The organism is Couchioplanes caeruleus (genome assembly GCF_003751945.1).
In the GTDB taxonomy this organism is placed as follows: domain Bacteria; phylum Actinomycetota; class Actinomycetes; order Mycobacteriales; family Micromonosporaceae; genus Actinoplanes; species Actinoplanes caeruleus.
Map to the genome: position 1 here is coordinate 1,207,599 of NZ_RJKL01000001.1, position 15,414 is coordinate 1,223,012.

1 protein-coding gene is annotated in these 15,414 nt (G+C 73.6%); it reads right to left on the reverse strand.

Annotation, left to right across the window (positions count from 1 at the left end; genetic code table 11):
* Positions 1-10 precede the first annotated feature (10 nt).
* Positions 11-15,397, reverse strand: coding sequence for a type I polyketide synthase (locus EDD30_RS39810; protein ID WP_123678093.1), 15,387 nt, complete (start codon positions 15,395-15,397; stop codon positions 11-13).
* Between the last annotated feature and the right edge of the window lie 17 nt (positions 15,398-15,414).

Genomic DNA, 15,414 nt, shown 5'->3' on the forward strand with positions numbered 1-15,414 from the left:
CCTGCCGGGCCTACAGGCTGCCCAGCCATTCCCTCATCAGGCCGGCGGTCCGCTCCGCGTCCTCGCGGACCAGGGACAGGTGGTCGGCGTCGATCGGGGCGACGACCGCGCCGTCCACGATCGGGCCGAGATCGGCGGTGCTTCCCGCGACGCTCTCGCGGGTGCAGCGGATGGACAGCACCGGGGCAGTCGTGTGCGCCACTTCCATCCGGTTCAGCAGCACCATCCAGCGGCCCATCGCGGACAGCCGCGAGTTGGTCAGCCGCACCGGGGAGGCGTCGCCGCCGCCGGCGAAGTTGAGCCGCATCATGCCGCCGTAGTCGACGCCCTCGTCATCGTTGTGCTGGAAGCTGAGCGTGTCCAGCAGGATGACCGCGGTGGGCCGTACGCCCCAGGTGTTCTCCAGAACGCCTGCCGCGGCGTACGCCAACGAGCCGCCCGACGAGTGTCCGACCAGAACGAACGGCTTGCCGTCGCTGGCCCGCAGCGCGCTCTCCGCGATGACCCGCACGGCCACCTCGGCGTTGTCCGGCAGTCGCTCGCCGGTGGCGAACCCGATCAGCGGAAGTGCGGACACCTCGGTCTCGCCGCGGAAGTGCGCGGCCAGGCGGGAATACTGGTGCGGCCCGGAGTTCGCGGTCGGCGCCGGGATGCAGATCAGCTTCGGCCCCGCCGCGCCCTCGGCCAGGTTCACCGGCAGCGGCAGATCCTCCAGCTCGGAGGCGTACTCGAAGGTGGGTCGCAGCGCGGCGAGCGTGGCGAGCATCCGCTGGGCCTCGCGCACCTTGCCGCTGCCGAGCGCGTCGAGGAAGAGCCGTTCCAGCGAGTCGCGTTCCGGTTCGCCGCCCGCCGCCGAGGCCAGCTCCGGGTCGGCGCCCTCCTGGGTGCCCAGTTCGGCGCGGATCCATCCGGCCAGTTCGTCCGGGGTCTTGCTGTCGAAGATGACCGTCGCCGGCAGGCGCAGGCCGGTGGCGGTGCTGAGCCGGTTGCGCAGCTCCACCGCGGTCAGCGAGTCGAAGCCCAGCTCGTAGAAGTTGCGCTGGGCGTCGACCGCGTCCGCGGAGGCGTGGCCGAGCACCGATGCGACCTCGGCGCGGACGATGTCCACCAGCACCTTGGTGCGATCGGCGCTGCCGAGCCGGGACAGCTGCCTGGTGAGCGTGGCGCCGCCGGCCTCGGCGGTGGCCGCCGCGCGGCGGGCCATCCGGACCAGGCCGCGGAACAGCGGCGGCACGAACGCTCCGGGGGCGGCCGGGCCGGACCTCATGGCGAGCGGGGCGACGTACGGGGCGGACGAGCCGATCGCCGTGTCGTACAGATTCAGGCCCTCGTCCACCTGCAGCGGCGGCATGCCGCTGGCCCGCATGCGCTGCAGGTCGGTCTCGGCCATCAGGCCGGTCATGCCGTCCGCGTCGTCCCACGGTCCCCAGGCCAGGCTGAGGCCGGCCAGCCCGAGGCCCTGGCGGTAGTGCGCGAGGGCGTCCACGAAGGCGTTGGCGGCCGCGTAGTTGCCCTGGCCGGGGTTGCCCATGATGCCCGCGCCGGAGGAGAACGAGACGAACGCCGCCAGGCCCATGTCGCAAGTCAGCTCGTGCAGGTTCCATGCCACGTCCACCTTGGGACGCAGCACCCGTTCCATGCGGTCCGGGGTGAGCGAGGTGAGGACGGCGTCGTCCAGCACCCCGGCGATGTGGAACACCGCGGTGAGCGGGCGGTCCGGGGCGATGGACGCGATCAGCGCGGCGGCCTGGGTCCGGTCCGACGGGTCGCAGGCGACGATACGCACCGACGCGCCCCGCGCGTCCAGCTCGGCGGCCAGCTCGGCGGCGCCCGGGGCGTCCGGGCCCCGGCGGCTGGTGAGCAACAGGTTGCGGGCGCCGTTGGCCACGAGCCGGCGGGCGAAGTGCCGGCCCAGGGCGCCGGTGCCGCCGGTGATCAGCACGGTGCCCTCGGGGTGCCAGCGCACCGGCATCTCCAGGACCAGCGGTCCGGCGACGGGTTCGGCGGTGTCGCGCAGGGCGGCCCGGGCGCGGCGGACGTCCCAGGCGTTGACCACGGCCGGGCGGGCCAGGTCCGGGTCGGTGGCCGCGGCCGCCGCCTCGGTCCAGGACCACTGTTCCGGCACCGCGGCCAGGGACCGGCCGTCGGCCACCGCGATCGGGCCGACGCCGCCGGCCACCAGGCCCATCACCCGGTCGCCCGGGTCGAGGCCGGGCAGGTCGGCGCCGACCTCGGTGACGATGCCGGCGACCGTGCAGCCGAGCGGCCCGTCGGTGCCATGAGCGCCGAGGGCGGCCGCGTAGACGTCGATGCGCACCTGGGACGGGCCCAGCGGCTCCCACACCTCGGGGCACGCGGTGAATGTGACGTCGTCGCCGGCGCGGACCAGCCGCCACGCGCCACCGGCCGGGGGCAGCAGGGCATCCGCCGAGGCGAGCCGGGCCATCCGGCCCACGCGCACCTCGCCGTCGCGGACGGCGAACTGCTGGTCGCCGTCGGCGGTGACGCCGGGCAGGAGCGGCAGGAACGCGTCCACGTCGGGAGTGTCCACGATGAGGAAGCGGTCCGGGTTCTCCGCGTACGCCGAGCGGACCAGACCCCACACCGCGGCGGCCGGCAGGTCGCGCACCGGCTCGCCCTCGCCGGCGGCGACGGCACCGTCGGTGACGAACAGCATCCGCGCGCCCATCAGCCGGGTGTCGGCCAGGAATGCCTGGGCCGCGTCCAGCACCCGTCCGGTGACCCGGTGGGTGGAGCCGGGCACGTCGTCCGGGTCGCCGGTGACCGGCACGACCACGATCTCGACGTCGGCGGGCAGCTCGGCCACCGAATCGCCGAGCATCGCGTACTTGACCGCTGCGGGCGCCGGGGTCTCGACGGCCGGCCAGTCCATCCGGAACAGCGGCAGATGCTCGGCGGCGGACACCGCCGCAGGCGGGCGGTGCAGGACCAGTTCCCGGACGGCCAGCACGGGAGCGCCGGTCGGATCGACCGCGGCGATCCGCACCCGGTCCGGTCCCTGCCGCACGATCCGGCAGCGCAGCGTGGAGGGACCGGCCGCGTGCAGGGACACGCCGTTCCAGGCCCGGGGCTGCAGGTCCTCGTCGAGGCCGAGCAGCCCGGTGACGTGGGTGACGGAGGCAAGCAGCGCCGGGTGGATGCCGAAGTACTGGGCGTCGCCGGCCACCGGCTCGGGCAGGGTCACCTCGGCGTACGCCTCGTCGGCGTGTAGCCAGACCGCCCGCAGCCCGGTGAAGGACGGGCCGTGGCCGTGCACCTCGTGGAAGCCGTCCAGGTCGGCTCCGGTGGCGTAGGAGGGCGGCCAGGCGGAGGTGTCGAAGTCGACGGCCTCCTTTTCCGGCGCGAGGGAGCCCTCGGCGTGCAGCACCCAGGCACCGTCGTCATTCTCCGGCCGCGAGTGCACGGTGACCGCGCGTACGCCGTCCTCGCCGGCTGGGCCGACCCGTACCTGCAGGGCGGCCGAGATGCGTTCGCTGATCACGAGCGGGGCGTGCAGGTCGAGGTTGCGTACGCTGCCCGCGTCGACCTGGTCGCCGGCGCGAACGGCCAGTTCCAGCCAGAGCGACCCGGGCAGCGTGATCTGATCGCCGACCCTGTGGTCGGCCAGCCATGGGTGCACGCGCAGCGACAGCAGGCCGGAGAAGATGACCTCGCCGGTGTCGGCCACGGTCATCGCGGCGCCGAGCATCGGGTGCATGGCGGCGGTGAGACCGACCGCGCCGACGTCGCCGGAGTGGGCGAGCGGGCGGGGCCAGTAGCGCTGGTGGTCGAAGGCGTACGTGGGCAGCGGCACCCGTCTCGCCGCAGGGAACCAGGAACGAAGGTCCAGATCGACGCCGGAGGTCCACAGGGCGGCAGCCGCGGCGAGCAGAGCGGCATCCTCCGCCCGGTCACGGCGCAGGGTCGCCACCACCAACTCCGCATCGATCTGCGACGCCAGCACAGCATCCGGACCGACCTCCACGACCACGCCGGCCCGCATCGCGGCGACACCATCAGCGAACCGGACCGCCTCGCGGACATGCCGCACCCAATACCCCGGATCGGTGAACAACTCCGACTCGACACGGCCGGTGACGTTGGAAACCAACGACACCGCCGGCTCGTTCAAGGTGAGCGTCTCCACCACAGCACGGAAAGCATCCAGCATCGGATCCATCAACGCCGAATGGAACGCATGACTCACCGCCAGCCGCCGGCTCCGCCCGAACTGCCCGGCGACCGCCATCACCGGCCCTTCCAGACCCGACAACACCACGGAATCCGGCCCGTTCACCGCCGCGACCGACACGCCCTCCACGGCCGGGATCTGCGACTCGCCCGCCTGCACCGCCACCATCACCCCACCGGCCGGCAACCGCTGCATCAGCCGGCCCCGCGCCGAGATCAACGTGCAGGCATCCTCGAGCGACAACACCCCGGCCACATGCGCAGCGGCGATCTCCCCCACCGAATGACCACCGACCACATCCGGCTTCACACCCCAGGACTCCAACAGCCGGAACAAAGCCACCTCAACCGCGAAAATCGCCGGCTGCGCGTTACCCGTCTCCTCCAGACCATCCCAATCGATCTCCAACCGCGAGACCACCTCATCAAAAACAGCAGCGAACACCGGGAACCGCTCATACAACCCCCGACCCATCCCCACACGCTGCGAACCCTGCCCCGAAAACACCACACCGAGCCGCCGCGGGGCGACGAGGCCGCGGGCGAGCTCCGTGCCGTCGGCGCCCAGGACGGCCCGGTGCGCGAACGCCGAGCGCCCGGTGAGCGAGAATGCCGCGTCGGCGGGCGCCTCGGCCGGGTGCTCGACCAGCCAGGTGCGGATCCGCTCGATCTGCGCGTCGAGCGCGCGTGCCGACTTGGCCGAGACGATCAGCGGCACCGGCCGTACGGGCTCGGCGGCCTTCGGGTGCGGGACGGCGCCCGGGGCCTGCTCGATGATGACGTGGGTGTTGGTGCCGGAGATGCCGAACGACGAGACGCCCGCGCGCCAGGGCCGGTCCACGGCCGGCCAGGCGTCCGGTTCGCGGAGCAGCCGGATGTTGCCGGCCGCCCAGTCCACGTGTGAGGACGGCTCTTCCAGGTGCAGCGAGCGTGGCACCAGGCCGTGGCGCATCGCCATGACCATCTTGATGATGCCGGCGACGCCGGAGGCCGCCTGGGTGTGCCCGATGTTCGACTTGACCGAGCCGAGCAGCAGAGGCAGCTCCCGGTCCCGGCCGTACGTGGCGAGCAGCGCCTGCGCCTCGATGGGGTCGCCTAGCGGGGTGCCGGTGCCGTGCCCCTCGATCACGTCCACGTCCGCGAAGGTCAGCCCGGCGCTGGACAGCGCCTGCCGGATGACGCGCTGCTGCGACGGGCCGTTGGGGGCGGTGATGCCGTTGGAGGCGCCGTCGGAGTTGACCGCGGTGCCGCGGACCACGGCGAGGATCTCGTGACCGTTGGCGATGGCGTCGGACTGCCGCTCGACGACCAGCACACCCACGCCCTCGGCCCAGATGGTGCCGTCGGCCGCGTCCGAGTAGGACTTGCAGCGCCCGTCGGCGGACAGACCGCCGTCGACGCTGAAGCCGGTGAAGCTGACCGGGGTGGCCATCACGGTGACGCCGCCGGCCAGCGCCAGGGAACATTCGCCGTTGCGCAGCGCGGCGATCGCGGAGTGCAGCGCCACCAGAGACGACGAGCAGGCCGTGTCGACGGTGAAGGACGGGCCCTCCAGCCCGAACGTGTAGGACAGCCGGCCGGAGATGACGCTGCTCGCCAGGCCGGTGCCGGACAGGCTGCCCACGTCCTCCCGGGACTGGGCGATGAGCGTCGAGTAGTCCAGGCCGTTGGTGCCCATGAAGACGCCGGTGGGGCTGCCGGCCAGGTTCTCCGGGTCGATGCCGGCCGACTCGAACGCCTCCCACGACGTCTCGAGGAGCAGGCGCTGCTGCGGGTCCATCGCCATCGCCTCGCGCGGCGACACCCCGAAGAACGCCGCGTCGAAGTCGGCGATGCCGTCCAGGAAGCCGCCCTCCAGGGCGGCGCTGCGGCCCTGCCCGTCGACGCCGCCGGCGGCCAGCGTGGCCAGGTCCCAGCCGCGGTCGGCAGGGAACGCACTGATGCCGTCACGCTCCTGCGCGACCAGACGCCACAGGTCGTCCGGCGACCGCACGCCGCCGGGCAGCCGGCAGGCCATGCCGACGATGACGATCGGGTCGGCGCTGGTGCCGGCGGCCGCGGCCAGGGGGACGGCGGTCTCCGGCTCGTCGCCGAGAACCTCGTGGAGAAGGTATCCGGCCAATGCGGTCGGCGTCGGGTAGTCGAAGATCAGCGTCGCCGGCAGCCGCAACCCGGTGACGGCGGACAGCCGGTTGCGCAGCTCCACCGCGGTGAGCGAGTCGAAGCCCAGGTCGCGGAACTCGGCCTTGGGCCCGATCGCCTCCAGGGAGCCGTGCGCGAGCACCGCCGCGGCCTCCGCCCGGACCAGGTCCAGTACCACGGCATCGCGGTCGCCGGTGGCGAGCGGCATCAGGCGTTCGCGAAGCTGCCCGGTGGCCGTGCGGGTTTCCAGACGAGCGGCCGTGGCGGCCTCGACGGCCTCCTTGGCGACCGGCAGCTCGCGCAGCGCGGCGTTACCACGCACGCCGACCAGCGAGTCCAGGATGTTCGGCTGGCCCAGGTCCAGCACGATCAGCGTGGGTGAACCCGCGGTGACCGCCTGCTGCATCGCGGCGACGGCCAGGTCCGGGTGCACGGCGGGCAGCGGGGTCCCGGTACGTCCGGCCGGCCCGCTCCGCTCACCGATCCACGCGCCCCAGGCCATCGAGGTGGCGCTCAGGCCACGGGTGCGCCGGCTGTGCGCGACCGCGTCGAGTGCGGCGCCGCCCGCCGCGATGGCGGCCCGGCCGGGGCTGCCGACGCTGCCGGAGACCGACGAGAACAGCACGAAGGCGTCCAGGTCCAGCCCGGCGGTCAGCTCGTCGAGAAGGATCGCCGGGCGTACCTTGGCGTCGACGACCAGGCGGAGCCGGTCCGCGGTGAGGTCGGCGACGACGCCGTGGTCGACGGCGGAGGCGGCGTGCACGACGGCGGTCAGGCCGGGCTCGGCGAGCAGCGCGCTCAACGTGTCCCGGTCACCGGCGTCGCCCGCGACCATGGCCACCTGTGCGCCCAGGGCGCGCAGGTCGGTCGCCAGGTCGTCCGCGCCGGGCGCATCCGGGCCGCGGCGGCTGAGCAGGACGAGCTTTTCCGCGCCGTGCGCGGCGAGCCAGCGGGCCACGTGCGAGCCGCGGCCACCGGTGCCGCCGGTGACCAGGACGGTGCCGCGGGGACGCCACGCGGCACCGGCCGGGCCCGGCGGGGCCGGCACCAGGCGCCGGGCCAGCAGGCCGTGCGGGCGAACCGCGAGCTGGTCCTCGCCGCCGATACCGGCCAGGGCCTCGCGCAGGTGCCGGGCCGACTCGTCGTCCAGGGTGGCCGGCACATCGATCAGGCCACCCCACTGCAGCGGATACTCCAGGGCGGCGACCCGGCCGAAGCCCCACACGGCGGCCTGCAGCGGGTCCGCCGGGGTGTCGCCGAGGCAGACCGCCTCCCGGGTGAGGCACCACAGCGGCGCGGCGATGCCGGCGTCCTGCAGCGCCTGCAGCAGCGTCACGTTGGCGGTGACCGGGTGCTCGCCGGCCGCCGGCACGGACACCACTCCGGCCGGTTCGGCGACGAGCTCGCGCAGCTGCGCGGTGAGCGCCTCCCGGCCGGCGGCCGGGTCCAGGGTGGTCGCGTCCAGCGCGGCGGTCACGTCGGGGGCGTCGCCGACGACCAGCCAGGTGCCGGGTAGCCCGCGCGGGGTGTGCCCGGTGAGCGGGCGCCAGGCCTCGTGGAAGCGCAGCGAGTCGAGCAGGGACTGGTCGCGCTGCTGCCGCCGGCGGCCGGCCAGGGCGGGCAGTACCCGCTGCAGGGCCTCGGCGTCCACCGCCAGCTCGCCGGCCATCTGGGTCAGGTCGGTGTTCTCGACGGTGGCCCAGAAGCGGGCGTCCAGGTCGTCGCCGTCGCCGCGACGTCGATCGCGCGGTTCGGGCCAGTAGCGCTGGTGGTCGAAGGCGTACGTGGGCAGCGGCACCCGTCTCGCCGCAGGGAACCAGGAACGAAGGTCCAGATCGACGCCGGAGGTCCACAGGGCGGCAGCCGCGGCGAGCAGAGCGGCATCCTCCGCCCGGTCACGGCGCAGGGTCGCCACCACCAACTCCGCATCGATCTGCGACGCCAGCACAGCATCCGGACCGACCTCCACGACCACGCCGGCCCGCATCGCGGCGACACCATCAGCGAACCGGACCGCCTCGCGGACATGCCGCACCCAATACCCCGGATCGGTGAACAACTCCGACTCGACACGGCCGGTGACGTTGGAAACCAACGACACCGCCGGCTCGTTCAAGGTGAGCGTCTCCACCACAGCACGGAAAGCATCCAGCATCGGATCCATCAACGCCGAATGGAACGCATGACTCACCGCCAGCCGCCGGCTCCGCCCGAACTGCCCGGCGACCGCCATCACCGGCCCTTCCAGACCCGACAACACCACGGAATCCGGCCCGTTCACCGCCGCGACCGACACGCCCTCCACGGCCGGGATCTGCGACTCGCCCGCCTGCACCGCCACCATCACCCCACCGGCCGGCAACCGCTGCATCAGCCGGCCCCGCGCCGAGATCAACGTGCAGGCATCCTCGAGCGACAACACCCCGGCCACATGCGCAGCGGCGATCTCCCCCACCGAATGACCACCGACCACATCCGGCTTCACACCCCAGGACTCCAACAGCCGGAACAAAGCCACCTCAACCGCGAAAATCGCCGGCTGCGCGTTACCCGTCTCCTCCAGACCATCCCAATCGATCTCCAACCGCGAGACCACCTCATCAAAAACAGCAGCGAACACCGGGAACCGCTCATACAACCCCCGACCCATCCCCACACGCTGCGAACCCTGCCCCGAAAACACCACACCGACGCGGCGGTGTGCGGCCTCGCCGCGGACGATCGTGTCGCCGATCAGGACGGCCCGGTGCGCGAACGGCGACCGGGACACCGTGAGCGAGTAACCGGCGTCCGCCGCAGAGATGTCCGGCCGCTTCGCGAGCCAGTTCCCCAGCCGTTCGATCTGCGGATCCAGGGCCTGGGCCGACTTGGCCGACACCGGCAGTGGCACCGGTCCGGTGGCCGTGATCGCCTCGGGCACGGCGACGGGAGCGGCGGCCTGCTCGATGATGACGTGCGCGTTGGTGCCGGAGATGCCGAACGAGGACACCGCCGCCCGCCACGGCCGATCCAGCTCGGGCCACCCGGTGGCCTCGGTGACCAGATGCACCGCGCCCGCCGTCCAGTCCACGTGGGTGGAGGGGCGGTCGACGTGCAGGGAGGCCGGAATCAGCCCGTGCCGCATCGCCATGACCATCTTGATGATGCCGGCGACGCCGGAGGCCGCCTGGGTGTGCCCGAGGTTCGACTTGACCGAGCCGAGCAGCAGCGGCCGGTCCGGGTCCCGGTCCCGCCCGTACGTCGCCAGCAGGGCCTGCGCCTCGATGGGATCGCCGAGGGTGGTGCCGGTGCCGTGCCCCTCCACCACGTCCACGTCGGCGGCGGAGAGCCCGGCCGCCTGCAGGGCGCGGCGGATGACGCGTTGCTGCGAGGGCCCGTTCGGGGCGGTCAGCCCGTTCGAGGCACCGTCGGAGTTGACCGCCGACCCGCGTACGACCGCGAGGATCTCATGACCGTTGGCGATCGCGTCGGACTGCCGCTCGACCACCAGCACACCCACGCCCTCGGCCCAGCCGGTGCCGTCCGCCGCGTCCGCGAACGCCTTACAGCGCCCGTCGGGCGCGAGTCCGCCCTGCTTGGTGAAACCCGAGAAGCCCATCGGCGTGGACATCACCGTGACGCCACCGGCCAGGGCCAGGCTGCATTCGCCGTTGCGGAGCGCCTGCGCGGCCAGGTGCAACGCGACCAGCGACGAGGAACAGGCGGTGTCGACCGTGACCGCGGGACCCTCCAGACCCAGCGTGTACGACACCCGGCCGGAGACGACGCTGGCCGCGAGGCCGGTGCTGGCGTGGCCCTCGATGTCCTCCCTCGAGTTCATCACCACCTGGGTGTAGTCCTGGCCGCCGGAGCCGACGAAGACGCCGGTCTGGCTGCCGCGCAGCCCGGCCGGGGCGATCCCGGCGTGCTCGAACGCCTCCCAGCTGGTCTCCAGCAGCAGTCGCTGCTGCGGGTCCATCGCCAAAGCCTCGCGCGGGGAGATGCCGAAGAACCCCGCGTCGAAGTCGGCCACCCGATCCAGGAAGCCGCCGTGCTCGGTGGCGCTGCGACCCCGGCCGCCGTCGCCGCCGTGGCGCAGCTCGGTGAGGTCCCAGCCGCGGTCCCCGGGAAAGGGCGAGATGCCGTCGCGGCCGCCGGAGACCAGGTCCCACAGCTCGTCCGGCGAGGTTACGCCGCCGGGCAGGCGGCAGGCCATGCCGACGATGACGATCGGGTCGGCGGCGGCGCCGGCCAGGGGGCCCGGCGATTCCTCGTCGGTCTGCTCGTCGAGCAGCTCGCCGAGCAGGAACCCGGCCAGCACGGTCGGGGTCGGGTAGTCGAAGACCATGGTGGCGGGCAGCCGCAGGCCGGTCGCCGCGGTCAGCTTGTTGCGCAGTTCGACGGCGGTGAGCGAGTCGAAGCCGATGTCACGGAACTCGCGCTGCGCGTCCACCGCCTGCGCGGAGGCGTGGCCGAGCACGGCGGCGGCCCCGGCGCGGACCAGGTCCAGCACGTACGGCAGGCGTTCGGCGCCTGGCCGGGACAACAACTCGCGGGTGATGCCGGCGAAGGTGGCCGCACCGTCGGGGGTGCTCGCCGCCGATCGACGCCCGGGGCGGACCAGGGTGCGCAGGACCGCGGGCACCTCGCCGGCCATCCGCGCGTTGCCGGACTGCATGCTGACCGGCACCAGACAGGGCTCGTCCACCGCGGTGGACCGGTCGAAGAGGGCGAGGCCCTGCTCCAGAGTCAGCGGCGGCATCCCGGAGGATGCCCGCTCGAGGTTCGCCTCGGACAGTGTGGAGGTCATGCCGGCGCCGGGTGCCCAGGCGGGCCAGGCGAGCGACTGGGCGGGCAGCCCTGCGGTGCGGCGGTACCGGGCGAGGGCGTCCAGGAAGACGTTGCCGGCCGCATAGTTGGCCTGGCCGGCGGTGCCCGTCACGCCGGAGATCGAGGAGAACAGCACGAAGGCGTCGAGGTGCCGGGAGGCGGTGGCGAGGTGCAGGTTCCAGGCGCCGTCGACCTTGGGTTCCAGCACGGCGGACAGGCGCTGCGGGGTGAGCGAGGTGAGGATGCCGTCGTCCAGGATTCCCGCGGCGTGCACCACGGCGGAGAGGTCGGGCTGCCCGTCGACCAGCTCGCGGACGGCGGCGGCGTCGGTCAGGTCGCAGGCGGCGACGAGCACCTGGGCGCCGGCGTCGCGCAGGTCCCGGGTCAGCTCGGCCGCGCCGGGTGCGTCCGGGCCCCGGCGGCTGACCAGCACGAGGCGCCGCACGCCGTGCTCGGCGACGAGATGGCGGGCCAGGGCGGAACCGAGACCGCCGGTGCCTCCGGTGATCATGACGGTGTCGCGGCCGGCCCATGGCGACGGGCCCTCGACGGGGACGGCCGCGACCCGGTCGAGGCGGCCCGCCTTGAGGGCGCCGTCGCGGACCGCGAACTGGCCCTCGCCGGTGGCGACGAGCCCGGGCAGCAGCGGCAGCGCCGCGTCCGCCTCGGCGTCGGAGTCCGCGTCGAGCAGGGCGAACCGGCCCGGGTTCTCGGTCTGCGCGGAGCGGACCAGGCCCCAGAGCGCGGCGGCGGCCGGGTCGGCGCCGGTGGTGGCGCCGGAGGTGACGAACACCAGGGTGGCGCCGTGGCGGCCGGCCAGCCAGCGCTGCATGGTCTCCAGCGCTGCGGCGGTGTGCCGGTGGGCGTCCGCGACCATGTCGTCGCCGGCGCGGACCCGGATCACGGCCAGGTCGGTGCCGGCCGGGACGTCGTCAGCGCCCTCGGCCACGGTGAGCCCGGTGCGGGCCTCGGCGGAAAGCGGGGGGACCCATTCGAGGGTGAGCAGCGAGCCGGGGTGGATGCGGCCGTCGGCCACCGCGAGCGGGGTGCGCAGGGTGACCGCGTCGATGGTGAGCAGCGGCGCGTCGGCCGGGTCGACGGCGACGATCCGTACGGTGTCGCCGCTGCGGCGCAGGCGGGCGTGCAGGGTGGTGGCGCCGGCCGCGTGCAGGGTGACCCCGGCGAACGACGCGGGCTCCATCTCGTCGCCGAGCAGGGCGGTGAGCAGCGCCGGGTGCAGGCCGAAGTACCGGGCGTCGGCGGCGGCGTCGTCGCTGAGCGACACCTCGGCGCCCTCACCGTCGGTGTCCGCGAGCGGCTCGACGGCGATCGCGGTGAGCACACCCTCGGCATGCTGCACCCACTGGGCGTCCGCACGCGCGTGCATGGTGATCCGGCGCTCGCCGTCCTCGCCGGGGGGGTGCACGCGGACCTGGATGGCGACCGGCCGGTCGTCGACCACCAGGGCACTGCCCAGGTCGAGGCGGCGCACGTGGTCGCAGCCGACCTGGTCACCGGCCCGGAAGGCGAGTTCCAGCCAGGCGGCGCCGGGCACGGTGGCCCGCCCGGCGAGCCACGGGTGGGCGCGTGAGCTGAGCAGGCCGGTGAGGATGACCTCGTCGGCGTCGGCCACCGTGACGGCCGCGCCGAGCAGCGGGTGCCGGGCGGCGACCAGACCGGCGGCGGAGACGTCGCCGCCCCCGGTAGCCGGGCGCGGCCAGTAACGCTCGTGGTCGAAGGCGTACGTCGGCAGCGGGACCGTGGTCGCGCCGGGGTACCAGGCGGCGAAGTCGACGTCGATGCCCCCGACGTGCAGGGTGGCCGCGGCGGCGAGGATCGCCTCGGTCTCGTCGCGGTCGCGGCGCAGCGTCGGTACCACCAGGTCGGCGTCGATCAGCGCGGCCAGCACCGAGTCCGGGCCGACCTCGACGAAGGTGTCCACGCCGGCCGCACGCATGGCCTCGACGCCGTCGGCGAAGCGGACCGTCTCCCGCACGTGCCGCACCCAGTAGGCAGGATCGGTGAACAGGTCCGACTCGATGCGCCCGGTGACGTTGCAGACCAGGTCCCGGGTGGGCGGATTGAGGGTGATCCCGGCGATGGCGTCAGCGAAATCCTCGAGCATCGGCTCCATCAGCGCCGAGTGGAAGGCGTGACTGACACTGAGGCGCCTGCTGCGCGCGAAACCCGCCGCGGCCGCCACGACAGCCGCCTCCGGACCGGACAACACCAGCGAGTCCGGACCGTTGACCGCCGCGACCGAAACGCCGGCCGGCACCTCCGACTCCCGCCCCTCGACCGCGATCATCGCCCCACCGGCCGGCAACGCCTGCATCAACCGGGCCCGCGCGGAGATCAGCGTGCACGCGTCCTCGAGGCTGAACACCCCGGCCACATACGCGGCCACGATCTCCCCGACCGAATGCCCACCCACCACGTCCGGCCGCAGGCCCCACGACTCGAGGAGCCGGTAGAGCGCCACCTCGACGGCGAAGATCGCCGGCTGCGCGCTACCGGTGGCATCGAGGTCGCCCCAGTCGATCGTCAGGTGCGCACAGACGGCGTCGAACGCCTCGGCGAAGACCGGGAAACGCTCGTACAGACCACGGCCCATACCGGCGCGCTGCGAACCCTGCCCGGAGAAGACCACGCCGAGACGGCGTCCGGAAGCGACACCGCGGACCACAGTGTCACCGGTGAGCACTGCGCGATGCGGCATCTGGGCGCGGGTGACGGCCAGGGAACGTCCGACGTCGGCGGGTGACAGCTCGGGCCGCGCGGCGACCCACTCGCGCAGCCGGGCGATCTGGGCGTCCAGGGCGGTCTCGCTGCGCGCCGACACCGGCCACGGCGCGGCGGCGGGGACCGGGGACGGCTCGTACGCGACCCTGTCGCCCTGCTCGACGATGACGTGCGCGTTGGTGCCGGAGATGCCGAACGAGGAGACGCCGGCACGGGCCGGGCGGTTCACCCCGGGCCACGGCCGCGGTTCGGTGAGCAACCGTACCGCGCCCTGCTCCCAGTCCACGTGGGATGTGGGGGTGTCGACATGCAGGGTGCGCGGCATCGTCCCGTGGCGCATCGCCATGACCATCTTGATCACGCCGGCCACGCCGGCGGCGGCCTGGGTGTGCCCGAGGTTCGACTTGACCGAGCCGAGGTAGAGCGGCTCGGTGCGGTTCTGCCCGTACGTGGCGAGCAGGGCCTGCGCCTCGATGGGATCGCCGAGGGTGGTGCCGGTGCCGTGCGCCTCCACCACGTCGACGTCCTGCGGAGCCAGTCCGGCGCAGTCGAGCGCCTGCCGGATCACGCGCTGCTGCGAGGGCCCGTTCGGGGCGGTCAGCCCGTTCGAGGCGCCGTCGGAGTTGACCGCCGACCCGCGTACGACCGCGAGGATGTGGTGGCCGTTCTTCCGCGCATCGGAGAGCTTCTCGACGACCAGCACACCCACGCCCTCGGCCCAGCCGGTGCCGTCCGCGGCGTCCGCGAACGCCTTGCAGCGCCCGTCGGGCGCGAGTCCGCCCTGACGGGTGAAACCGGAGAAGCCCATCGGCGTGGACATCACCGTGACGCCACCGGCCAGGGCCAGGCTGCATTCGCCGTTGCGGAGCGCCTGCGCGGCCAGATGCAGCGCGACCAGCGACGACGAGCAGGCCGTGTCCACAGTCAGGGCCGGGCCCTCCAGGCCCAGCGTGTACGACACCCGGCCGGAGATGACGCTGGAGGTGAGGCCGGTGGTGGCATGCCCCTCGGCGTCCTCGCGCGAGCCCATCACCACGCCGATGTAGTCCACCCCGGACGCGCCGGTGAAGACGCCGGTGCGGGTGCCACGCAGGCTCACCGGGTTGATGCCGGCGTGCTCGAACGCCTCCCAGGAGGTTTCCAGGAGCAGGCGCTGCTGGGGGTCCATGGCGACCGCCTCGCGCGGGGAGATGCCGAAGAACCCGGCGTCGAAGTCGCCCGCCGCGATGAAGCCGCCCTCGCCGGTGGCGCTGCTGCCCTCGCCTTCCCCGTCGAGCGCTGCCGCGTCCCAGCCGCGGTCGTCCGGGAAGGCGGTGATGCCGTCGCGTCCCTCGTCGACCAGTTGCCACAGCGCGTCCGGCCCGTGCACCCCGCCGGGGAGGCGGCACGCCATGCCGACGATGGCGATCGGCTCCTGCCGGCCCGACTCCACCTCTTCCAGGCGGCGGCGGGTCTCGTGCAGATCGGCCGTGACCCACTTGAGGTAGTCAACGAGCTTGCTGTCGTCGGACATGCGAAACCTTCCGTGTG

Bases quoted from the DNA above. Each gene is read 5' to 3' on its own strand.
- EDD30_RS39810 (WP_123678093.1), bottom strand. From the start codon at position 15,397: ATGTCCGACGACAGCAAGCTCGTTGACTACCTCAAGTGGGTCACGGCC.